The 23633-nt window shown below is 52.0% G+C and carries 19 protein-coding genes; 13 read left to right on the top strand and 6 right to left on the bottom strand.

Annotation, left to right across the window (positions count from 1 at the left end; all coding sequences use genetic code 11):
* Positions 1–20: 20 nt before the first annotated feature.
* From SU32_RS00935 to ligA, 9 genes are all read left to right on the top strand, one after another.
* Positions 21–1409, top strand: coding sequence for an MATE family efflux transporter (locus SU32_RS00935; protein WP_053997433.1), 1389 nt, complete (start codon positions 21–23; stop codon positions 1407–1409).
* Between the two features lie 292 nt (positions 1410–1701).
* Entirely contained in the window at positions 1702–2634 is a 933-nt protein-coding gene (locus SU32_RS00930; RefSeq protein ID WP_281175855.1) for a D-alanine--D-alanine ligase, read from the top strand.
* A complete protein-coding gene (locus SU32_RS00925) occupies positions 2622–3563 on the top strand; it encodes a cell division protein FtsQ/DivIB (RefSeq protein WP_053997431.1) in 942 nt (313 codons plus the stop codon). The genes SU32_RS00930 and SU32_RS00925 overlap by 13 nt, the downstream gene beginning before the upstream one ends.
* A complete protein-coding gene (gene ftsA / locus SU32_RS00920) occupies positions 3563–4852 on the top strand; it encodes a cell division protein FtsA (RefSeq protein ID WP_053997430.1) in 1290 nt (429 codons plus the stop codon). The genes SU32_RS00925 and ftsA overlap by 1 nt, the downstream gene beginning before the upstream one ends.
* A 65-nt stretch (positions 4853–4917) precedes the next feature.
* Positions 4918–6663, top strand: coding sequence for a cell division protein FtsZ (ftsZ, locus tag SU32_RS00915; RefSeq protein WP_053997429.1), 1746 nt, complete (start codon positions 4918–4920; stop codon positions 6661–6663).
* Between the two features lie 246 nt (positions 6664–6909).
* On the top strand, positions 6910–7863 hold the full coding sequence (lpxC, locus tag SU32_RS00910; RefSeq protein WP_053997428.1) for a UDP-3-O-acyl-N-acetylglucosamine deacetylase: 954 nt from the start codon (positions 6910–6912) through the stop codon (positions 7861–7863).
* 155 nt (positions 7864–8018) lie between these two features.
* Positions 8019–8885 (top strand): outer membrane protein assembly factor BamD, encoded by an 867-nt coding sequence (locus SU32_RS00905; RefSeq protein ID WP_053997427.1) that lies wholly within the window; start codon positions 8019–8021, stop codon positions 8883–8885.
* Between the two features lie 51 nt (positions 8886–8936).
* Positions 8937–10607: a DNA repair protein RecN gene (gene recN / locus SU32_RS00900; protein ID WP_053997426.1), complete on the top strand. Its 1671-nt coding sequence runs from the start codon at positions 8937–8939 to the stop codon at positions 10605–10607.
* A gap of 5 nt (positions 10608–10612) precedes the next feature.
* Positions 10613–12745: an NAD-dependent DNA ligase LigA gene (gene ligA / locus SU32_RS00895; protein ID WP_053997425.1), complete on the top strand. Its 2133-nt coding sequence runs from the start codon at positions 10613–10615 to the stop codon at positions 12743–12745.
* On the opposite strand, the gene SU32_RS00890 is transcribed toward ligA, so the two are convergent.
* The gene (locus tag SU32_RS00890) at positions 12742–13395 is read right to left on the bottom strand and encodes a dimethylsulfonioproprionate lyase family protein (RefSeq protein ID WP_053997424.1); all 654 of its coding nucleotides are present in this window, start codon (positions 13393–13395) and stop codon (positions 12742–12744) included. The genes ligA and SU32_RS00890 overlap by 4 nt on opposite strands.
* A gap of 187 nt (positions 13396–13582) precedes the next feature.
* Between SU32_RS00890 and SU32_RS00885 the strand changes: the two genes are divergently transcribed.
* A complete protein-coding gene (locus tag SU32_RS00885) occupies positions 13583–14251 on the top strand; it encodes an AzlC family ABC transporter permease (protein WP_053997561.1) in 669 nt (222 codons plus the stop codon).
* Positions 14251–14547: an AzlD family protein gene (locus SU32_RS00880; RefSeq protein ID WP_053997423.1), complete on the top strand. Its 297-nt coding sequence runs from the start codon at positions 14251–14253 to the stop codon at positions 14545–14547. The genes SU32_RS00885 and SU32_RS00880 overlap by 1 nt, the downstream gene beginning before the upstream one ends.
* A 2-nt stretch (positions 14548–14549) precedes the next feature.
* Here SU32_RS00880 and SU32_RS00875 read toward each other — a convergent pair whose 3' ends face one another.
* Complete coding sequence (locus SU32_RS00875; RefSeq protein WP_053997560.1) at positions 14550–16388, bottom strand: aminopeptidase P family protein; 1839 nt, start codon at positions 16386–16388, stop codon at positions 14550–14552.
* Positions 16389–16591: 203 nt separating this feature from the next.
* Here SU32_RS00875 and SU32_RS17360 point away from each other — a divergent pair, with 203 nt between their 5' ends.
* Positions 16592–16759, top strand: a complete 168-nt coding sequence (locus SU32_RS17360) for a hypothetical protein (RefSeq protein ID WP_053997422.1) — start codon at positions 16592–16594, stop codon at positions 16757–16759.
* A gap of 53 nt (positions 16760–16812) precedes the next feature.
* On the opposite strand, the gene SU32_RS00865 is transcribed toward SU32_RS17360, so the two are convergent.
* From SU32_RS00865 to SU32_RS00855, 3 genes are all read right to left on the bottom strand, one after another.
* Positions 16813–17703, bottom strand: a complete 891-nt coding sequence (locus SU32_RS00865; RefSeq protein ID WP_053997421.1) for a 50S ribosomal protein L11 methyltransferase — start codon at positions 17701–17703, stop codon at positions 16813–16815.
* A 10-nt stretch (positions 17704–17713) separates the two neighbouring features.
* Positions 17714–19567 (bottom strand): cation:proton antiporter, encoded by a 1854-nt coding sequence (locus SU32_RS00860; protein WP_053997420.1) that lies wholly within the window; start codon positions 19565–19567, stop codon positions 17714–17716.
* 65 nt (positions 19568–19632) lie between these two features.
* On the bottom strand, positions 19633–20205 hold the full coding sequence (locus SU32_RS00855; protein WP_053997419.1) for an SCO family protein: 573 nt from the start codon (positions 20203–20205) through the stop codon (positions 19633–19635).
* A 370-nt stretch (positions 20206–20575) separates the two neighbouring features.
* Between SU32_RS00855 and SU32_RS00845 the strand changes: the two genes are divergently transcribed.
* Positions 20576–21064 (top strand): CreA family protein, encoded by a 489-nt coding sequence (locus SU32_RS00845; protein WP_053997417.1) that lies wholly within the window; start codon positions 20576–20578, stop codon positions 21062–21064.
* A gap of 2 nt (positions 21065–21066) precedes the next feature.
* Here the strand turns inward: SU32_RS00845 and SU32_RS00840 are convergent, their stop codons facing one another.
* The gene (locus SU32_RS00840; RefSeq protein WP_053997416.1) at positions 21067–23544 is read right to left on the bottom strand and encodes an ATP-dependent helicase; all 2478 of its coding nucleotides are present in this window, start codon (positions 23542–23544) and stop codon (positions 21067–21069) included.
* Positions 23545–23633 lie beyond the last annotated feature (89 nt).

Here is a 23633-nt window from a genome sequence, read left to right as displayed (position 1 = left end):
ATCGGGGCTAATGGGTCCGGATGACAGATATTGTGCAAACTGATGAAAAATTAGTCAGGCCGGGTTTGAATACGTGGTCCGAGCACATGCGCGCGACGTTCAAGCTTGGTATTCCGCTTGTCGGCTCACAGCTTGGTTTGATGCTGATGAATACCACCGACACTGTCATGCTCGGCTGGTACGGTGTTGAGGAGCTGGCTGCCAGCGTGCTGGCGACGCAATTATTCTTTGTCATCATGATCTTTGGTGCGGGCATCGGTCAGGCCGTTATGCCAATGGCTGCGCAAGCCGAGGGCGAGGGTGACAAGCGCACCGTGCGCCGCGTTGTTCGCATGGGTTTCTGGGTTGCAATTGTTTATTCCAGCCTCGTTCTACCGATCTTCTTCTTCGGGGAAGAAATATTGCTTATGCTGGGGCAAAAACCGCTGCTTGCTCTGCTGGCAAGTCAATATCTGGCTATTGCCGCTATTGCGATGTTCCCGACCCTGATGAGCTTTGCTTTGCGTTCGTTTTTGTCTGCCATTGAGCGGGCGGAAATTATTTTCTGGTCAACATTGCTGGCCGCGCTTGCCAATGTCGTCATCAATTACATGCTTATTTTCGGCAATTGGGGTGCGCCGGAACTGGGTGTGCGCGGCGCTGCCTATGCGACTTTGCTTGTGAACATCATTATGTTTCTGGCGATGGCGCTTTATGCCGCCTACCAAAAAGATTCACGGAAATATGAGGTGTTTGTCCGCTTTTGGCGTCCAGACTGGCAGGCATTTTTCGATGTCCTGAAAATCGGAATTCCGATTGCGATCACAATCCTTGCGGAAGTCGGCATGTTCATCTTCGCGTCCATCATCGTGGGGTGGTTGGGGGTCGTGCCATTGGCCGCGCACGGTATTGCGCTGCAACTGGCTTCGATTGCCTTCATGATACCGCTTGGCATGAGCCAGGTCGCAACGATTAGAATTTCAAACGCTTACGGGCGCAGTGACCCCGATAATCTTCACCGGGCGGCCAATGCTGTTATGGCGATTGCTATTTTGGTGGCCGTTGCCAGCGCCAGCTTGTTTTTCATCATGCCCGACCAGTTGATCAGCCTGTTTCTGGATGAGGGCAAGGAAGATGTTGCCGCGGTGGCAGCCTATGCGGTGCCGCTGCTATTCGTGGCTGCGGTTTTCCAATTATTTGACAGCGCGCAGGCTGTGGCCGTTGCGCAATTGCGCGGTCTTAAAGATACGCGAATTCCGATGGCATTCGCCGTTTTCTCATATTGGTGTGTCGGACTTTCGACATCCTATTATCTGGGGATCGTCGCAGATTGGGGCGGTGTTGGTGTTTGGACCGGCCTTGCGCTGGGGCTGGCTTTTGCATCGGTTTTGCTTAATGCGCGCTTCCAGCTTATTCGCCCGCGCAACTAGGCTCTTTTTTTTCGTAATCATGCAAAGTGTGCGGCTTGGGTCATGAAAACCCGTGCCGCTGCAATCAATTTTCGTGACAAATAGCCTTCTCGTTTGATGATTTTCAGCAAAGTACTTTTGCAGTTTTTCCGATTTTTACTTGTCAGCGAATCGCCACTCTGATTCATATAGGTTGTTCCGTTTTGGTTTGAGTCGGGCGGGTGTTTGCTGCCATGATTTGCGGTGCGCGTTTTGCGCCGTGATCGGACTCTCGCTTTATCTGGCGGACATTGATGAAACGAGGGGAAGCGCTTTGGTCAGTCGAGATAAGCATGTTGCGGTGTTAATGGGTGGTTTTTCATCGGAAAGACCAGTCAGTCTGAGTTCCGGAAAAGCCTGTGCCGATGAGCTTGAGCGCTTTGGATATCGGGTGACACGCATTGATGTGACACATGATGTTGCCAATCAGCTTGCCGAGGTAAAGCCGGATGTTGCTTTCAACGCGCTGCATGGCCCTTACGGCGAAGATGGCACCATTCAAGGCGTACTGGAATTTATGCAAATTCCTTATACGCATTCCGGTGTGCTGGCGACTGCCGTTGCTATGGATAAAGAGCTTTCCAAGCGATTGGCGAAAACGCACGGTATTGCCGTTGCCGAGTCGAAGGTTATGGACCGCTTCGATATTACGTCGGCGCATCCCATGAAGCCTCCCTATGTGGTGAAGCCTGTGGCGGAAGGGTCGAGCTTCGGCGTTGTCATCGTGAAGGAAGGGCAAAGCCATCCGCCGCAAGTCATTACCTCCGATGAGTGGAAATATGGCGACCGTGTCATGGTCGAGCGGTATATTCATGGCCGTGAACTGACTTGTGCCGTCATGGGCGATGTGGCGCTCGGCGTAACCGAGATCATTCCGCAAGGCCAAGAGTTCTACGATTTTGATTCAAAATATGCCGCCGGTGGATCAAATCACGAATGCCCTGCAAAAATTTCACCTTTTGTTTACCAAAAGATTACGAATATGGCGTTAAAAGCTCACAAGGCATTTGGTTGTCGCGGCGTGACCCGTTCCGACTTCCGGTATGATGATCGGTTCTCAGAGGAAGGTGAAGTGATCTGGTTGGAAATCAATACGCAACCCGGCATGACCGCAACATCCCTAGTGCCCGAGCTTGCAGCTTATGCCGGACATAGTTTCGGCGAGCTTTTACATTGGATGGTGGAGGACGCTTCTTGTTTGCGTTGAAGTCAAAATTGCCAGAGTTTGATCGGATTGTGCTTCCGGGCACAAGTTTCGCAAACCTGCGCGTTTTGCCGCGTTTGCTGCGCTGGCCAGTCCGTTTCATGAAACGGCTGATGGACGGACACATCATTTTTCCAAAACACACCGAAGGTTTCGGTATTGCCGCCATTCTGGGCGGAGCAATTATTTATGGTTCTGTTATTGGCGGACAATTCGGTTCTGTTGTTGATACAGTTACCGCGAAAGCCGGTTTCGCCGTTGCGGAAATCGAGATTTCCGGCAACACGCACACGACAGCTAATGACGTGTTTGCAGCATTGCGTCTGGGTGATCAGCGTTCTCTGGTTTCTATCGATGCGGGTGCCTCGCGTGCCGCTTTGAAACAGTTGCCATGGGTTGGCGGCGCAAGAATCGCGAAAGTTTACCCTGATAAGCTTCAGATAGAAATTGAAGAGCGTGATGCTTTTGCTGTCTGGCAGCAGGGTGAAGCACTGACCGTTGTTCAAGAGGATGGTTCGGTTATCGGCGGCTATGCAGCGGATGCACGTTTGTCGGCTTTGCCATTCCTTGTTGGAAAAGGCGCAGCAGAAGGCGGTAAGGCTTTTGTGGAAACAGTAGCAAAATTTGACGATCTGGCAGGACGTGTCCGTGCTTTTATCCGCATTGGTACACGCCGCTGGAACTTGCGTCTTGATAATGGCATGACCATACGCTTGCCGGATGAAGGGCTGGAAGATGCGCTTGTTCGTCTGACAGAGCTACAGGCCGAGCTTGGCGTACTTGACCGTGATCTTGCGGCGATTGACCTTCGCCTGAAGGATCGCACTATTTTTGCGTTGACTGAAAATGCGCAGGCAAGCCGCGAAGAGTTTGTCAAAGCGCGCGCAGAAGCTGCGAAAAAAGCGCGTAAAGAGCGCGGGAGCCGTATCTGATGGCCAAGATCCGCAGCTCAATCGTTACTGTTCTTGATATCGGTTCCACCAAGACCGTTTGTGTGATTGCAAAATTGATGCCGGTTGATGGCGGACGCTATCTGCATGGCCGCACCCATGCGCCAGAAGTTATCGGCATTGGTCATACAAAATCGATTGGTATGAAATCCGGTATGATCGTCGATCTGGACGGTGTTGAGCGCACCGTGCGCCACGCGGTTGAAGCTGCCGAACGCATGGCCGGTCTGACCGTCGAATCAATTATCACAAATATCAGTGCCGGCCGTATGGCCAGTACAAAATGTTCCGCATCAATCACGCTGGATGACCGGCCGATTGCTGCAAAGGATATTCAGAAAGTTTTAAAAGCCGCCGTGGCGCGGGCCGCACGTATTGATCGTCAGGTGGTTCATCTTATGCCTGTTGATCATGTGCTTGACGGCGAGCGCGGTATTCTTGATCCGCGCGGCATGATCGGCGAAGAGCTTTCACTTAATATGCACCTGCTGAGTGTTGATGCCGCGCCAATGCGCAATATGGAACTGGCAATCAACCGTTCGCATCTGAGCGTCGAGCAAATGGTTGCAACACCTTATGCGTCAGGTCTTTCAACGCTTGTTGATGACGAATTGGAGCTTGGTTGCGCCTGTATTGATATGGGCGGCGGCACGACTTCTATCTCGGTGTTTTCAGAGCGCAGATTTATTCATGCCGACTGTATTCCTGTGGGCGGTCACCATGTGACCATGGATATCGCGCGTGGATTTTCTTGCGGTATTGAAACGGCCGAACGCATGAAAGTGATGCAGGGCTCGGTAATGGCAGCGACGGTTGATGACCGCGAAATGATTTCCGTTCCGGGTCTGGGTGAAGACGGACTGGATAATCCGCATCAGGTGCCGCGTAGCTTGCTCAACCGGATTATTGCGGCCCGCGTGGAAGAAACGCTGGAAATGCTGCGTGAGCGTCTGAACAAATCTGGACATTCCAGTGTTATTGGCAAACGCGTTGTTCTAACCGGCGGCGCTGCGCAGATGACGGGTCTGCCGGATCTGGCAAGGCGGGTGCTTGGCCGTAACATCCGTATTGGCCGTCCGCTTGGCATTAAAGGTTTGCCGACATCGGCCAAAACGCCTGCTTTTGCTGCAACTGTGGGTCTGATGATCTACCCGCAGACAGCACATAACGACCAGAGTTTGACGAATTTTCGCGGCGCGGTGCGCCATCAACGCAACGGAACCGAGGGTCCATTGGGTCGCATGACACAATGGATCAAAGATAGTTTTTGATTTCACACGAGAGTGTGACCACCGGCAGCAAGGCAATGCTACCGAAACCAAATGGGGAATGAGCCATGACCATCAATTTACAAAAGCCTGACATCACAGAGCTTAAGCCACGTATCACTGTGTTCGGTGTCGGCGGCGGCGGCGGAAACGCGGTCAATAACATGATCGCCGGTGGTCTTGATGGCGTTGATTTTGTTGTTGCAAACACAGACGCGCAAGCATTGTCGATGAACAAGGCTGAACGTATTATTCAGCTTGGTACTGTTGTGACCGAAGGTCTTGGTGCCGGATCAATGCCTGATATTGGCCGCGCTGCTGCCGAAGAGTGCATTGACGAGATCAATGATCATCTCAACGGAACCCATATGTGCTTCGTGACTGCCGGTATGGGCGGCGGAACCGGTACCGGTGCAGCGCCTGTGGTGGCACGTGCGGCCCGTGAACGCGGTATACTGACTGTGGGTGTGGTCACAAAACCATTCCATTTTGAAGGTCAGCGCCGCATGAAAACTGCCGATGCGGGTATTGAAGAGCTTCAGGCAAGTGTTGATACGCTTATCGTTATTCCAAACCAGAACCTTTTCCGCATTGCCAATGACAAAACAACATTTGCCGATGCGTTCGGTATGGCCGACCAAGTTCTTTACTCCGGTGTTGCCTGCATCACTGATCTGATGGTCAAGGAAGGTCTTATCAACCTCGACTTTGCTGATGTGCGCTCTGTGATGCGCGATATGGGCAAAGCAATGATGGGTACAGGCGAAGCATCCGGCGAAGGCCGTGCAATGACAGCTGCTGAAGCGGCTATTGCCAACCCGCTGCTTGACGAAACATCCATGAAAGGCGCACGCGGCCTGTTGATCTCGATCACTGGCGGCCGTGACATGACCTTGTTTGAAGTTGACGAGGCAGCAACACGTATCCGCGAAGAAGTTGATCAGGACGCCAACATCATTCTTGGTGCAACCTTTGATGAAACGCTTGAAGGCATCATCCGTGTCTCTGTGGTTGCAACGGGCATTGAGGCGATGGAGGCAGCTGGAACGGTGGATAACCGTACACCCAGCCGCGCTGTAACAGGCGCTGCTTCAACGCAGCAAGCGCCGCGCCCTCAGCCAAGTGCACCGCTACAGGCAAAACCTGCCACTGTTGAAGCTGCAAAGCCTGCGCTTGATCCGGTTGCTGAAGCACAAAAGGAAATGGAAGCGCTTTCGAATGCGCGCAAAGCTGAAGAAGCCAAGCGTGAAGAGAATTTCGTGCCGCAGAGCCGTCTGTTCTCAAACGCAACACCGCAAGCCAAGCCTGCACCGAGTGCTGCGCCTTCTGAGCCGGTTCGTGAAGCCACAGCAGAAGCCAAGCCGCAACCGGTACCGCAGCAACAGCCATCTGTTGTGCCTATGCCAGCCGCCGCTTCCCAGCCTGCGCCAGCGCCGGCAGAGCCAAGAATGCCGCAAGTGGAAGATTTTCCGCCAATGGTACAGGCTGAACTGGAAACGAAAGCCAGCCGTGCCGGTGAGCGTGTTGCAGAAGATGATGACCGCGGACCGCTTGGTCTGCTCAAGCGTCTGACAACCGGTTTGTCGCGCCGTGAAGAGCATGATGTACCGGCGGAGCCGCGTCTTCGCCCGATGAATACAGGCAACAACGAGCAGCGTTCTTCCGAAACACGCCGTCCGCTGAGTCAGGAAGCATCTATGTATGCTCCATCAAGAGGGCAGCATGACAGCCAGGGCAGAACACAGCCTTCTGCTGTTAATCAGGATGATGACCAGTTGGAAATTCCGGCATTTCTGCGCCGCCAAGCCAATTAGGTTTTGTAACATAATGTAATCTCAGGTAACGGGCTTCGCATGCGGGGCCCGTTACAACTTTATTAACGCTATGATTTTATTGTGCTTTATCGATAATGCACATGTTTTGCCGATGGTAACAATTGGTAAGAAAGCGTGATTTGGAAAGCGAGCCGACTCGCGGATATGTTGTGCGCGGGGTATGAGCGCGTAGTGTCCTTTGCGGTAGGTAGGGTTCCGCATTGAGCGCCTAGTAAGGAAGTGTCTATGGGGACCGATTTGAGGGCTTATCAAACCTCTCTTAGCGAAATTGTGAATCTTTCAGGTATTGGTGTTCACAGCGGTGATAGTGTCTCTATCTCTATGCTGCCCGCCGATCCGAACACCGGCATTATATTCCGACGTATTATGCCTGACGGTACGATGCACGATTTTCCAGCTGTCGTCAGTCAGGTCGGCGCCACCGACCTTTGTACAATGCTTGGCGACCCTTCAAAAGTTCATGTATCGACAATTGAACATATGATGGCTGCATTTTCAGCTATCGGGCTCGATAATGTAATCGTTGAAGTTGATAGCCATGAAGTGCCGATCATGGACGGTAGTTCACGCATCTTCATTGATGCGATTGATGAAGCCGGCCTGACGCATTTTGCTGCCAAGCGCCGCTACATCCGCGTTAAGAAAACAGTACGCGCCGAAATCGGTGGTTCATGGGCTGAATTCAGTCCTTACGAAGGCACACGGTTCGAGGTTGTGATCGACTTTGAAAGCGCCGCTATCGGGCGTCAGGAATTCAAGTCAGAAGTTGATGGCGATGTGTTCCGTAACGAGCTTTCCAGTGCCCGCACCTTCGGCTTTATGAAGGATGTCGAGCGCTTGTGGGCTTCCGGTCATGCACTTGGTTCTTCGCTTGATAACTCGGTTGTTATTGGCGATGATAATGCGGTTATCAACCGCGAAGGGTTGCGTTTTGCCGATGAGTTTGTGCGTCACAAAACACTGGACGCTGTGGGCGATCTGGCATTGGCCGGTGCGCAGTTTATCGGTACTTTCCGCTCTTATCGCGGTGGTCATCGTTTAAATGCAACCGTTCTGAAAGAGTTGTTGGCTGACCGTACCGCTTTTGAGATCGTTGAAACGCCAGAGCCGCGTGAACGCGCTTATGCACGTGAGTTTGTGGCAATTGCCGCTCAAGCCTATGCACCATGGGATGTGTAGAAGTCGCGTTTGGCTTTAAAAATACTGACAAAGCTTGATCAAGTCACAAAATTGCGGCATTTGGTGTGCATCGCTGCGCGGGAGTTTATTCTGCGCAGTATTGTGGTATTGTCAGGACATTATTTGTCCTGCGTTTTAAGAAGCCGGTAGTTGATATGACATCTGAAATTCGTTCATCGCGTTTGAAATACCGCGCATTTGCAATTGGCCGCGGTTTGCTTGTGGCCGGACTGGCTATCGGTGTTGTTTCGGGCTGTGCCAAAGACAATGACGACATTGATCTGAATGCGTATGTCGATACAATTGAACCGGCTGATGAGCTTTATAATCAGGGCCTTGCCAATATGAACCAGGGCCGGTTGCGCGAAGCATCCAAGAAGTTTGATGCGCTTGACCGTCAGCACCCTTATTCAGAGTTTGCGCGCAAGGCCAATGTTCTCGCTGCCTACACGCAATACAAGCAGGGTAATTTTGACGAAGCGATTTCATCTGCACGCCGGTTTGTGAACCTTTATCCGACGCATGAAGATGCGGCCTATGCGCAGTATATCATCGGTATTTCCTATTTCAGCCAAATGCCGGTTGTGACCCGCGACCAGCGCGATACGCGCCTTGCAATCCAAAACTTCAACGAGCTTCTGGAGCGCTATCCCGATTCTATTTATGTGGAAGACGCTAAAAGCAAAATCCGCATCGGTACTGACCAGTTGGCCGGTAAAGAAATGCAGATCGGGCGTTACTATCTGGAACGCCGCGAATATGCCGCTTCCTTGTCACGGTTCAGAAATGTGGTCGAAGAATATTCGAACACACGCCACATTGAAGAAGCGCTGGCGCGTTTGACAGAGACCTATATGGCAATGGGCCTGGTGAATGAAGCGCAAACGGCGACTGCTATTTTGGGCAATAACTTCCCGGACAGCGAGTGGTACGCAAGTTCTTACAAGCTTTTGCAGTCCGGCGGCTTGGAACCACGACAAAATTCAGGTTCATGGTTGTCACGCGCGTTTCGTCGTTCTTAATAGGTGATCAGACACACACGTCCGATTCGCTGTTTCAGGAACCTTTAAAAAATGCTGGCTGAGCTTTCGATCCGCGACATTGTTCTGATCGAAGCGCTAACAATACGCTTTGATGACGGACTTTCTGTACTGACCGGCGAGACCGGTGCGGGAAAATCTATCCTGCTCGATTCACTGGCGTTGGCGCTGGGTGCGCGCGGTGATGCAGGTTTGGTGCGTCAGGGTGTCAATCAGGGCCAAGTGACAGCCATATTCGAGCTTCCTGCCGTACATCCGCTGCGCACAGAAATTCAGGAAGCGGGCATACAGATTGATACCGGTGAACCGCTCATTTTTCGCCGTGTACAATCAAGTGATGGCCGCACCCGTGCCTTCATTAATGATCAATCAGTCAGCGCCGGACTGCTGCAAAAAATCGGTAAGCATCTGGTCGAAATTCACGGTCAGCATGATGATCGCGCACTGGTTGAAACAGATACGCACCGCGATCTCCTCGATGCGTTTGGGCAGCTATCCGTTGAGGCAGCACATGTTGCAACGCTTTACCGTGACTGGCGCGGCGCAGCTAAAGCGCTTTTAACGCATAAAGCGCGGGTGGCTGAGGCTGCCAAAGAAGCTGATTATCTTAAAGCTTCATCTGAAGAGCTTGAAGCGCTGGCACCGGAAGAGGGTGAGGAAACCGAGCTTGCCGAAAAGCGTCAGGGCATGATGCAGGCGGAAAAAATTGCAGCCGATTTAAACGACGCGCATGAAATACTGTCCGGTCCAAAGTCACCGGTGCCGGATATCGCAAGCCTGCTGCGCCGTCTTGAGCGCAAAACAGAAGAAGCGCCAGGCCTGCTTGAAGAAGCCAATGAAAATTTAGGCAGAGCGCTTGATCATTTGGCCGAAGCACAAACGCTTATCGAGAAAGCAATCAATATCTCCGATTTTGACAACCGTGTGCTTGAGCAGACGGAAGAACGTTTGTTTGCGCTGCGTGCCGCATCACGTAAGTTCAACGTTCCGGTTGAAAATCTTGCCGAGCTTGCCGTTCAAATGGCCGATCAGCTGGCCGAGCTAGATGCGGGCGAAGCACGTTTGATGGAACTTGAAAAAGCCGAAGCCGAGGCATTGGCGGTCTATGACCGCGCGGCATTGCAATTATCTGAATCCCGCAAAGCTGCCGCCGATCAATTGGTGGCAGCGGTAATGGCAGAATTGCCCGCTTTGAAGCTTGAAAAAGCGGCGTTCATTATCAATCAGACATCGGATGCCGATAACCGTTCTGAAACCGGCATTGATACAATCGAATTCTGGGTTCAGACCAACCCGGGAACACGGCCGGGGCCGATGATGAAGGTTGCATCGGGCGGCGAGCTTTCACGCTTTCTACTTGCGCTCAAAGTTGCGCTTGCAGACAGGGGCTCGGCGCCAACATTGGTCTTTGATGAAATTGATACAGGTGTAGGCGGTGCGGTGGCAGATGCAATCGGTTCGCGTTTGTCGCGCCTTTCGTCCAAGGTGCAAGTACTGTCTGTCACCCATGCGCCGCAGGTCGCCGCGCGGGCAGGGCATCATTTTTTAATCTCTAAAAAGACAAAAGATGCGGACAAGCTGGCGACATCGATCGTTGAAATTGATATGGATAAGCGGCGCGAAGAACTTGCGCGTATGCTTTCAGGTGCAACGGTCACTGATGAAGCGCGCGCAGCAGCAGCACAGCTCTTGAATGCAGGTTGAAGCCCATGCCGGATAAATTGCGCCTGATAAAGGTTTCTGACCTTACAGAAGCAGAAGCAAAGGCCGAACTTGCGGCAATTGCCGCTGAAATGGCCGAGTATGATCTGGCCTATCACACGCAAGATGCGCCGCTCGTTTCTGACGCGGAATATGATGCCCTGAAGCTGCGCAATGAGGAGATCGAGGCTCGGTTTCCTGAACTGAAAAGGACTGATAGCCCTTCTGAAAAAGTGGGCGCGACCGTTTCTGAAAAATTTGAAAAAGTGCGCCATGTGGTGCCGATGCTCTCGCTGGACAATGCGTTCTCTGACAGTGATGTCGCGGATTTTGCCAAGCGGATAAAGCGCTTTTTGAAATTGTCTGAGGCCGCACCTCTGCGCCTGACTGCCGAGCCGAAAATAGACGGGTTGTCGCTCTCGCTGCGCTATGAAAACCGCAAACTTGTCTATGCGGCTACGCGCGGCGACGGCTCGGTCGGCGAGAATGTTACGGCCAATGCGCGCACGATTTCAGACATACCGGAAACCTTGCCGGATGCTGCGCCGGATGTTTTTGAAGTGCGCGGCGAGGTCTATATGACCAAGGCGGATTTTGTTGCCTTGAACGAAAAGCAGGCAGCGGCGGGTAAACAAACCTATGTAAATCCGCGTAATACTGCCGCCGGTTCGCTGCGTCAGCTTGATGCATCCATCACCAAGGAGCGACCGCTCAAGTTTTTCGCCTATGCGTGGGGCGATGTGAGCGACATGCCTTCAGATACGCAAAGCGGCATGGTGGGAAAGCTTGAAAGCTATGGTTTTTCAATCAATCCGCTGATAACCGTCTTTGACGATATTGATGCGCTTATCGCACACTACCATAAGATTGAACTGGGCCGCGCCGAGCTTGATTATGATATTGACGGGGTCGTTTACAAAGTTGACGACCTTGCCTTGCAGCAACGTCTTGGCTTTGTGTCACGTTCGCCGCGCTGGGCGATAGCGCATAAATTTCCGGCTGAGAAAGCGGTCACGATACTCAATGCGATTGATATTCAGGTCGGCCGCACGGGCGCGCATACGCCGGTGGCACGGCTCGATCCTGTAACGGTTGGCGGCGTGGTTGTTACCAATGCAACGCTGCACAATGCCGAGGAAATAGAGCGCCTTGGCATTATGATCGGTGACACGGTAACGGTTCAGCGCGCGGGCGATGTGATACCGCAGATATTGGGGTATGTGCCGGAGAAGCGTTCCAATAGTGTGGAGCCGTTCGTGTTCCCGACCCACTGTTTATGCCCGCTGAAAACTGAGCTTGTTCAAGAGGATAAAGCATCGGGCGAGGCGGGCGTTATCCGCCGCTGTACAGGCGAGTTTGCCTGTCCGTTCCAGCGCAAAGAGCATTTGAAACTGTTTGTCGGGCGCAAAGCGTTTGACATTGATGGGCTTGGCGACAAACAGATTGAGTATTTTTATGAATTGCCGGACGATGATCCGCTGACAATCCGCACGCCTGCCGATATTTTCAAATTGCAGGAAAATGACCAAAAAGACACCCTGCGCAAGCTGAAGAACCGTGAAGGTTTCGGCGAGACCTCGGCGGGCAAACTCTTTGCTGCTATTGAGGACAAACGCACCATTCCGCTTGACCGTCTGATCTTTGGACTTGGTATCCGCCATGTCGGGCAGACGACGGCCAAAACACTGGCGAAGGGGTATGAAAGCTGGAGCGCTTTTGAAAAGGCGGCGCTATCCATTGCCGATGGTGATATGTCGGCGCGGTCAGAAATGGAAGCGCTTGATGATATCGGGCCAGCGGTGCTTGAGGCCGTTGCACGATTCTTTGGCGAGCAAAAAAATCTGGATATGGTCGATGCGCTTGTCGATCAGTTGAATGTTCAAGATGCCGAGAAGCCTAAAGCAGATAGCATTTATGCCGGAAAAACCATCGTGTTTACAGGCTCTCTGGAGCGGATGAGCCGCGATGAGGCAAAAGCGATGGCAGAACGGCTTGGCGCGAAAGCATCAGGCTCAGTGTCATCCAAGACAGACCTTCTGGTTGCGGGGCCGGGCGCTGGCTCCAAGCTGAAAAAGGCGCAGGAGCTTGGTATTGAAGTTATCGACGAAGATGAATGGTTCAAGCGTGTTGGCGACACTTAAACCTTTTTGCGCTTGCGGGTGAACGTCATTTTATGAGCGGCAAGATCCTGCGGCTCGGCAGTCCATGCATAGGCCAATAGCACCGGCTCTGTGGACGATGTGCGAATCGTGTGGGTTGCGCCTGCCGCATTGAAAATCATCGACGGTGAGCGGAATACACCGATATCATTTTGAGAGCAGGCACCGGAAAGGACGATATAGCTTTCGGTTATGCCGTCATGCTTATGGGTTGGATAAACACTGCCGGGCGCGAACAAAACAAAGCCCAATGCGAGATCGTCAGCTTTCACAAAGCCGGATGGCCCCAAAATATCAGCATAACCGTATTTCTTTGCCAGTGTTGGCGAAATTTTATCGTAGCCGAATTGCCAAAATAGGCGGTCTGCTATTTTCTTGGTGGCACGCACAAAGCTTTCTGATGAATCCTGAAAGCCATTGTCCAAGGCACGCGCTAAATGCGCTGTGACTGGCACTGAGGCAGGTGCAATTGTTTCGACTAGGGGATTGTCTTTCATGCTGCGACTGATGCGGTCGCGCACACGGCGCATATGTGTGCGGATAGCGGCGCTGCCGCCATAAGGGGCAAGCCGATAGGCGCGGTCAAATTCTCGTAGTAGATAGAGAAGATCAATATCATCAAACAGATTCATCTATCCGGCCGCCTCTCTCGTCTATTTCATTTCAGTGAAACTGGCCGAGCCATTGCGGCCGGTTCACTACATTTGATTGTCATGATCACAAAAATTCAAGTGAAATCTCCTGACGGCTGGACTAGAGTTTTGTGATTGGAGAGAAACATTGCAATTCACTAAACTCGAGTTCAAGTCCGGTGCTGTCATGGCTATTCCCATGGTATTGGCGGCAGCGCCTTTCGGTGCGCTTTTTGGCGCGTTGGCCGTTAAAAACGGCATGTCTGTTTTCGAAAGCTTTTTAACAAGCGCGGTGATTTTTGCCGGTGCCAGCCAGATGGTGGGTATTGAACTTTTCGGTGCCAATGTCGCGCCGTGGTTGATCGTTTTGTCTATTTTTGCCGTGAACTTTCGCCACATTCTCTATTCGGCGGTGACCGGCCGCTACATGACGCATATGACTTTTGCCGAACGCTATACGGCGTTTTTCTTTCTCGTCGATCCGCTATATGCGATGATGGAAGAAAAGCACGATAGCGGCAGGCAAATCAGCTTCGCCTGGATGATGGGCGCGGGGGTAAGCTTTTGGGTTGTTTGGCAAATCGCAACACTTATCGGCGCAATTTTCGGCAATTTGATTGGTAATCCGGAAGCGGTCGGCATTGATTTCCTTTTGCCAATTTATTTCCTGTCGATTGTGATGGGCTTTCGTAAACGCAATAACTGGGCTGTGATTGTTATAACAAGCGGCGCGGCAGCGATCATAGCCTATCACTACATCGGTACCCCTTGGCATGTTACAATCGGTGCTTTGGCAGGCATATTTGTCGCTGCGATCATAGGATTGCCTAAAGACGCAAAACTGGTGGCAGAATAATGTCTACGACTATCTGGATCATACTTGCCGGCGCTCTTGCGACCTATCTAACCCGTATTGGCGGACATGTCGTTTTATCGCGGTTTGAAAAGATACACCCGCGTGTCGACGCTGGTTTGCGGGCTGTTCCTGCTGCCGTGTTGACGGCAATTGTTGCGCCCTACGCAGCGTTTTTTGGCGTGGCAGAAACGCTCACATTGGCGATTGTTGCCGTTCTTGCCCTGTTTTTGCCGGCCCTGCCGGTGTTTGCACTCGGCTGGGCCTGCATTTTAGGGCTTCGCTATTTGATTGGCTAAATTTAAACGCGCTTGATACGGCGCGTTGCCTTTTCCAGCCAATGAAGCGTGTTTTCATCCTCGATCAGTTTTGAAAGCTCGGTCCGCACCTTGCTGTGATAGCTGTTGACCCAGCGCTTTTCAGCGACTGTGAGCATGGAGATATCAATCAGGCGGCGGTCAATCGGACATAGCGTCAACGTTGTGAAACTTAGCATTTCGATATCGCCGCCTTCAGGCACTTTGGGCGGGTTGACGACAAGTGTGTTCTCGATGCGAATACCGTGGCTGCCTTCTTTGTAATAGCCCGGTTCGTTGGACACGATCATACCCGGCTCAAATTCAACCATAGCGCGGCGGTGGATGCCCTGTGGTCCTTCATGCACACCAAGATAGGATCCCACGCCATGACCGGTGCCATGTGCATAGTCAAAGCCTTCTGCCCACAATGCCTGACGCGCGAAGCCGTCAATATCGATGCCGCGTGTGCCGACCGGAAACTTGGCTTCTGAAATCGCAATCATGCCTTTCAGAACAAGAGTAAAATGACGGCGCTTGTCGTCTGCCGGTTCGCCAATTGGAATAACGCGCGTGATGTCAGTCGTGCCGTCCTCATACTGTCCGCCGGAATCAACCAACACCAAATCACCATCGCTTACCTGACGATTGCTCTCGGTATTTACGCGGTAATGGGGCAGGGCCGCATGCGGTCCCGCTGCGGAAATCGTATCGAATGAAATCTCTTTCAGCGGAACACCTAGCCGCTTACCGGTGTCGATACGGATTTGCTCCAGCTTTTGCGCAATTTTTATTTCGTTGAGATCTTCTGCCTTCTGGCTGTCCATCCAGCATAAAAACGCGACCATCGCCGCGCCATCGCGCTTTTGCGCTTCCATGGCACCTTTGCGCTCAATGCGGTTCTTGCAAGCCCGTGGCAGGCGGCAGGGATCATCCCCCTTAATAATTGTCGCGCCTGAGAATTCCAGCGTTTCAGCGATTTTTGCCGCAACGAGTGACGGATCAAGCAGAACGTTCAGTTCCGCGTCGCCCAATGATGCCAGCGCTGCTTCAAGCTCTTCCATCGGCGCCAAGCGGGCAAGCTGGGTAAGATAAGCCTCCTCAGTCGTATCGAGCTTGCTCTCATCTAAAAACAGCATCGGTTCGCCCTGTTTTTGAATAATTGCAAAGCTCAAGACGAGAGGCATATGCGACAGGTCTTCGCCCCTGATGTTAAATGCCCAGCAAATAGATGTGGGATCTGTCAGGACTGTGACGTCCGCACCTGCTTCACGAACGCTCTTGGCTACTTCATTCAGCTTTTGTTTTGACTGAACACCGGCATATTGCATGTCATGGATTGTAACCTTGCCTTTTGGTGGCTCCGGCTGATCGGACCAGATTGCATCGAGCGGATTTTCATCCAGTTTAACAAGTGTCGCGCCTGTTTCTTTGGCAGCTTCTTCAAACGCGGCAATGCCTGACATTGTGTGAAGCCAAGGGTCGATGCCGATGCGCATATCTTTTTCGGCCCATTCTTTCAAATTGAGTGAGGGGCCTGCTTTGGGCAGGTCGTGGCGATGAAAAATGTTTTCATCGGTTTGCTCACGCAATTGCACCGTATAACGGCCATCAGAAAAAACATGGGCGCTGTCGGCCAAAATTACTGCTGCGCCCGCAGAACCGGTAAAGCCGGTGATCCAGGCGAGGCGCTCTGCACGTTTTGGAAGATATTCGTTTTGATGCTCATCGCTGTGGGGCACAATAAATGCGTCAATGCCAAGCTCTGACATGCGTTCGCGCAAAGCTGTAACACGTGCAGGGCTTTCGGATTTTTCGGAAGTGACGTCAAAAGATTGGAACATGAGGGTATCCGTTTTGTTTTTCAGCAAGCTATCTGAGCCGTATACTGCCTTCAAGGTGAAGGTTGATGTTGCGCTGCAATAAATTCTTTCGCACATGCAAAAATGCATAGCCGTATTGCTGAATTATGCGTGGTAGAATGGACCTTCATAGCCCATATTATTGTTATCGCAACAATGCGGAAACAATTATTTGGAGAATAGTCATGGCAAACCGCAAAGGTTTCTTCGAGGCAATGATGGATGCACGTTCACGCCAGGCCAAGGCATATGTAAACGGCGCACTTTTGATGCTCGACGACAAAACACTTAAAGCACACGGTTACGACCGTAATGAATTGTCCAAGAACAAATCATCATACTACCCGTTCTAAGAAACGGATTTAGTGATCAAAAAAGCGGCCTCTGGCCGCTTTTTTATTGTGATTTATAGATTTCCCTGACGCAGGTGAAGCGTTACCCAGCCCTCACGCTCAATCGTGCGGCGATGCGTCAGTCCCATATTGCGGAAAGCGGCAAGGACCATCCTGCGCTGATGGGTCAGAATACCAGACAGAATAAGATCGCCGCCATAGGCAAGATGTTTTTCAATGTCGAGTGCCATCGCCATAAGCGGCCAAGGCAATATATTGGCCACGATCAGATCAAAAGGCGCTTTATGTTTAAACGCCAAATGATTGAAACCGATTGAGGTTTCGCATTGGATCTGCGCAGTTTGACCGTTAAGGGCAACATTTTCCCGCGCGACCTTTACAGCAATCGGATCAATGTCGGTAGCAAGCACTTTTGCCGATGTAAGTTTTGCGATAGCGATTGCGAGTACGGCGCTGCCGGCGCCCAGATCAAGCGCGTTAAACGGTTCGCGTTTGTTGATAATATTTTCAAGCATGATGAGGCAGCCGCTGGTTGTGCCATGATGACCGGTACCAAAAGCCTGTCCGGCATCGATTTCAATAGCAATATCGCTTGACCGAACAGCGTCGCGGTCATGGGCTCCATGAATGAGAAAACGGCCCGCGCGAACGGGTTTCAAACCCTCCAGTGATTTTGCCACCCAATCAATATCCGGCAGGTCTTCGCGGCTGACCGGCGCGCCAAAGCCGTCGGAACCCAGACTTTGTTTGATGCGGGCGATGACGTCTGCGATTAGTTCCTCGTCAGTGTCGACATAAAGCGATACCATGTGAATATCGGCATCTTCATCAATTTCGGTAATCGCAATGGCATAGCCGTCATCTTCGAAAACATTTTCGAGCAACGAGAATATGCGTTCTGCCTCGGCTTTTCCGGCTTGCAGACTAATCAGGCTTTGGGACATGTGTGTTTCTTTATTCCGGCAATTTGGGATCGGGTAGTTTCTTTTCCGTTTGTACCTTTACCGCTTCTTTTTCCGGTTTGGCCATCGCAAAACTCAAAATCACATCTTTTGGCTGTGGTTGATGGTCATCAATCGCTTTGCCGGGAATCAGTTTTCCATCGGGTTTGCGCCACAGAACGATATGTGTGCCGTCGGGACGGGAGTTTTGGAATTTTTCAAATGTGAATTCATCGGTGATGCGCGTGGACTGGAATGTCCAGCCCTCATGCGTTTTTTGCTCAAGCTCGCTATAGCTGATGCCCGGTGACATTAGCTGCCTGCCGCCCAGCGTGAAGCTTAAAGCTTTGCGTTCGGATTTTTCTTTATACGCGCCGATTTGGAAAACGTGGCTGCGTCCCATCTCCGGACCGAAATCTGTACATACCAGCGCATTGTAAGCGTCATTATCCGTCACTGCGATCAGTGTGGAGAATTTGTTGAGCGCAAGATGATGATGGGAATGTTCCGACAGAACATCACCGAAGTGAACGGGGATATCATTGAGGCGCGCTTCGGAAAGATGGTTCCAGTTTGCATCGGCAATGGTCACCGGAATTTCCATCGCTTGAAGGCGTCTGGCAAGCGAAGTTGACCATTTTGACCCGCCGACGAGCAGGACGCCCGGTTTATTTGTGGTTTTCAAACCCAATATGCGGGAAAGCGGAGAGAGTGAAAAGCCATGCAGTAATATGGAGCCGACCACGACGGCAAAGGTCAGTGCAATCATGCGCTGGCCATCGTCGACACCTGCACCGACAAGCGAGGCGCCGAATAGACCAGCTATGGCGACGGCAACAATGCCGCGCGGCGCAATCCAGCCAACCAAAAGGCGCTCCTGCCATGTAAGACCCGCGCCGATGGTTGCGACCGTTACGGCTACAGGCCTGATGACGAATAAAAGCAAGAGCACAAAGCCTAGTGCGTGCCAGTCCAGTGACTGTATGGTTTCCCAGTCAAGTGCTGCGGTAAGCAAAATGAAAACGCCTGAGACCAGAAGCACCGTCACTGTCTCTTTAAAGCGGCGCATTTCTGTCAATGAAGCAATGCGCGTATTGGCCAGTGTGATGCCCATGACAGTGACTGTTAAAAGGCCGGATTCTTCTAAGATCATGTTTGACACGGCAAACAGTAACAGCACTGTTGTAAACAGTACCGGCGCTTTCAAATAATCAGGAATGTGACCTTTGATAAATGCGCGTGAAAGCAGGTAGCCAGCCGCGTAGCCGATGACGATTGCAAAGGCGAATGCTGATATAACATTGAGGAAAATCTCGCCGGGGCCATGACCATTGGCGCTTTGGGTGGCCAGAAAGACCTCAAATGCAATGACTGCAAAAAGCGCGCCGATCGGATCATTGACGATTGCTTCCCAGCGCAGCATAGCGGCGGGGCGCTGCTTTAGTTGCGCCGATCTTAATAGCGGCATGATAACCGTCGGGCCGGTTACAACCAATATTGCGCCTAAAACGATAGCGGCGGGCCAAACCAGACCACCGACATAGTGCGCCGCCAAAAGCGCACCGAGCCAGGTCAAAGGCCCGGCAATCAGGATCATCCGGCGCACGCCTTTGGATGTCTCTGAAATTTCTTTGAAATTGAGTGTCAGGCCGCCTTCAAACAGAATGATTGCCACGGCCAATCCGACAACGGGTTTATAAATCTCGCCAAAGTCAGTGCTGGGTTCCAGAAAGCCGGTCAGCGGGCCGGCAATAAAACCGGCCAAAAGCAGGAGTACAATCGCGGGCAATTTTAAACGCCATGCCAGCCATTGTGCACCGATGCCAGCAACGCCTATGGCTGCCAGTTTGAGTGCGACATCTTCCATTTCAACTCACTTTTTTGGTTCGACTAATGCACTCATATGAGCCAGTCGATCAAAAATGCAAGCACTTAGCTTCCCGCAAGGTTACGAAGCTTTTCAATCGCCGTCTCGGAATTTTCTCCCCAGGCGATGGTGGAGCGGAAATCACCATTGGAATCAAGCAGGAAAACAGAGGCTGTGTGATCCATTGTGTAGTCGCCGTCTTCGAGTTCCTGACGTTTATAATAAATGCCGTAGCCTGACGCCATGGCGCGTACTTTGTCAGGGTCGCCGGTAATGGCCGTTACCCGATCTGTAACGCTGGACACATAATCATTCAATAATTCCGGCGTGTCACGTTCAGGATCAACGGTGATGAAAAATGCTTCAATCTCTTCGCCATCTTCACCTAGCGCTTCGAGCCAGCCGTTCATTTCATAAAGCGTTGTCGGGCAGATTTCCGGACAGTTTGTAAATCCGAAAAACAATGCTGATGGGTGTCCTTGAAACGCTTCTTGCGTGATTTTTTCACCCTTGCCGTCGACCAGTTCAAAAGGAACGCCGTAAGCTTCAGCGCTGTTTTGCGTTTGCTGCCATTGATAAAATACAACACCCAGCGATGCGATAAGAACGACGATGAGAACCGAAAAGAGAATACGCATGGTAAATGTCCCGTCATTGAATGGTGGGTGCTGTATAGTTTGAAATAGGCAGACTGCCTATGCGCGGATTAGCGCAGCTTGTGATCTTAAAAACACCACGCCAGTCCGGATTGTATGAGTGAAGCCATCATCTGTTTTCCGGACCCGAGCCAGCCTGCGAAAGCGAGTAAGGCAACAATAATTATCAGACTGCCTGCGGCGGTCATCTGGTTTTTTGTCGTCCGGTTTTGTGGCTCTTTGTTTCGCATCATTCGAGTATAAAGCCATATTGGTCTTTGCGCCATATATGTTTTGCCGTGCGGCTCTCTGATAATTTTCAAATTGGGAACTATATATGGCTTTGACCGTTTGAATTTCCATGGAGAACAAAATGTTACGCACGCTTACCGCCACCGCCCTTATTGCAATGATGGGGGTATCAACGAGCCTTGCCGAAGAGGTGGGTGAAGTTGGTGTCGACTGGCTTGGTAATGACATTGTCATTGAGGCGGTCAGCGATCCGGATGTCGAGGGCGTAACATGCCATATCAGCTATTTTGACCGTGGTTTGATCGACCGTTTGCAAAAAGGCAATTGGTTTGAAGACCCGTCGAACTCTTCCATCGCGTGCCGTCAGACCGGCCCGATCAAGATCGGCAAGATCGAACTGGATGAAGACGGCGAAGAGGTGTTTAAACAGCGCCGCTCCATCATTTGGAAGCAACTCGTGGTCAAACGCATTTACGACCGGACAAACGACACCCTGATTTACTTGTCACATTCGCGGCAAGTGCAGGACGGTTCCGCAAAGATGAGCATGTCGACCGTGCCGCTGTTTGGTGCCGAGGTTGAATGGGCGGAAGGCAAGCCGGAGGAATAGGCTTAAACCTTCTCAACAAATCCGTCCAACACCTTCTTTTCCCCCGCTTTATCAAAAGAGACGGTGAGTTTGTTGCCATCAATCTGGACAATATTGCCGTTGCCGAATTTGATATGAAATACGCGGTCGCCAACGGTAAAGTCAGATGGCTTGTCGGCGACAGATTTGGCCACAAGTTCGCCTTCGATCATGGTGCCTTTAATCGATCCGCGACCAGCGCCGCGACGGCTGTCTGTTTCGCCATAGCCGATGCGCTCGACATTGGCGCCGGAGCGTGAACCCCAATTGTTGCGGGTTGCATCGGTTTTATTGGCCTGCGCGCGTGCCCAGCCGGGTGTCGAATAGGTGTTCTGAAACGGTTCGGCTTTGTCAAAACGGGACTGGCCATAGCCACCATTGCCGCCGCCATAACCGGAAGGCGGGTCGGCAACATCAACGTGGGTTGTCGGCAATTCGTCCAAAAAGCGCGACGGGATTGTTGATTGCCACAGACCATGGATACGGCGGTTGGACACGAACCAGATATGACAGTTTATTTTGGCGCGGGTCAGTCCGACATAGGCGAGGCGGCGCTCTTCTTCCAAACCATTGCGCCCGCCTTCATCCAGCGAACGCTGGTGCGGGAAGAGACCTTCCTCAAAACCGGGTAAAAATACTGTCTTGAACTCCAGACCTTTTGCCGCGTGCAGCGTCATGATCGAGACTTTATCATCGTCCGGATTTTGCTCGACATCCATAACCAGAGACACATGTTCCAGAAATGAGCGAAGGCTTTCGAATTCACTCATCGAAGTGATGAGTTCTTTCAAGTTCTCCAACCGGCCGGGCGCTTCGGCGCTGCGGTCTGCCTGCCACATGCCGGTATAGCCGCTTTCTTCCAGAATGGTTTCGGCAAGCTCGGTATGTTCGGTATTTTCAAGCGCATTGGCCCAGCGTTCGAAATTAAGAACGACTTCGCGCAGGGCGGCGCGGGGTTTTGGCTTTAATTCCGTCGATTCAATCAGTTCAGCAGAAGCCGCCAGCATTGGAATGTCCTTGCGCCGCGCATAATCATGGATGAGCCGCACGGAAGCATCGCCAAGGCCGCGCTTTGGCACATTGATAATGCGCTCGAAGGCCAGATCATCGGCCGGTTGGCAAACCACACGGAAAAACGCCATCGCATCGCGAATTTCCAAGCGTTCGTAGAAGCGCGGGCCGCCGATCACACGGTAATTGATGCCGCTTTTAATAAAGCGTTCCTCGAACTCCCGCATCTGGAACGAGGCGCGCACCAAAATGGCCATTTCGTTGAGGTCGTTCTGGTCGCTGTACAGGCGTTCAATGACTTCGCCTATCGCGCGGGCTTCTTCTTCTGAATCCCAAGCGGCATGGACCTGCACCTTCGGATCATCAATGTCTGCCTCATCGGTGAACAGTGTTTTGCCGAGCCGGTCCTCATTGTGGCTGATCAGATGGGCCGCAGCGCCCAGAATATGCGCTGTTGAGCGGTAATTGCGCTCCAGCTTGATCACAGCCGCGCCGGGAAAATCTTTCTCAAAGCGCAGAATATTATCCACTTCCGCGCCGCGCCAGCCGTAAATGGATTGATCATCATCACCCACGCAGCAGATATTGGCGGGTCTGCCTTTTGGCCGCTGTGATAACAGCCGCAGCCACATATATTGCGCTATGTTGGTATCCTGATACTCGTCAACCAATATGTACTTAAATTTGGCGTGGTACTCGGCGAGCACATCAGGATGGTTTTTCAATATGCGGATCGGGTGGCAAAGCAGGTCGCCAAAGTCGGCGGCGTTTAGCGTGCGCAGACGGTCCTGATAGGCGGTAAAGAGCTCTCGGCCCTTGCCGTTAGCAAAAGCGCGCGCATCGCCTTCGGGAATATCGCCCGGACCCCAGCCTTTATTTTTCCAGCTATCCATCAAATGCGCAAAGGTACGCGCCGGCCAGCGCTTGTCGTCAATGCCTTCGGCCTGAATAAGCTGTTTGATCAGACGTATCTGGTCGTCGGTATCAAGGATTGTGAAATCCGATTTCAGGCCCACAAGCTCGGCATGTTTGCGCAGAATTTTCACGCCAATGGAGTGAAATGTGCCAAGCCACGGCATGCCTTCGACGGCTCCGCCAACCAGAACGCCGATACGCTCTTTCATTTCGCGGGCAGCCTTATTGGTAAAGGTAACGGCAAGCACCTGGCTTGGCCATGCCAATCCCTGACCTAAAATATGCGCGATGCGGGTTGTCAAAACGCGGGTTTTACCGGTTCCCGCACCGGCCAGCACCAATACGGGGCCTTCAACGGTTTCCACCGCGCGGCTCTGTTCAGGGTTTAAACCTTCCAGATAGCGCGGGGCGCTACGCGCTGCCATAGCGCGCGCGGCAATGCCGGACCCGCCTGCGTGTTTGGGGGCAGGTGAGGTGTTATTTCGAGATGGTGCTGGACCATCATCGAATGGTATGTCATCGAACGGGTTGCTCATTTGTTCGCAATGTAATGATTCGGCGGGCAATTGCGAGTTTTTTAGTGGAAAATAGAAAGCAATGTTAACGGTTTGGTAGCATGTTTTAC

Source organism: Ahrensia marina (genome assembly GCF_001293565.1).
Lineage (GTDB): Bacteria > Pseudomonadota > Alphaproteobacteria > Rhizobiales > Rhizobiaceae > Ahrensia > Ahrensia marina.
The sequence above is the reverse complement of the archived record's forward strand: the minus strand, read 5'-3'. Positions and strand labels throughout refer to the sequence as shown.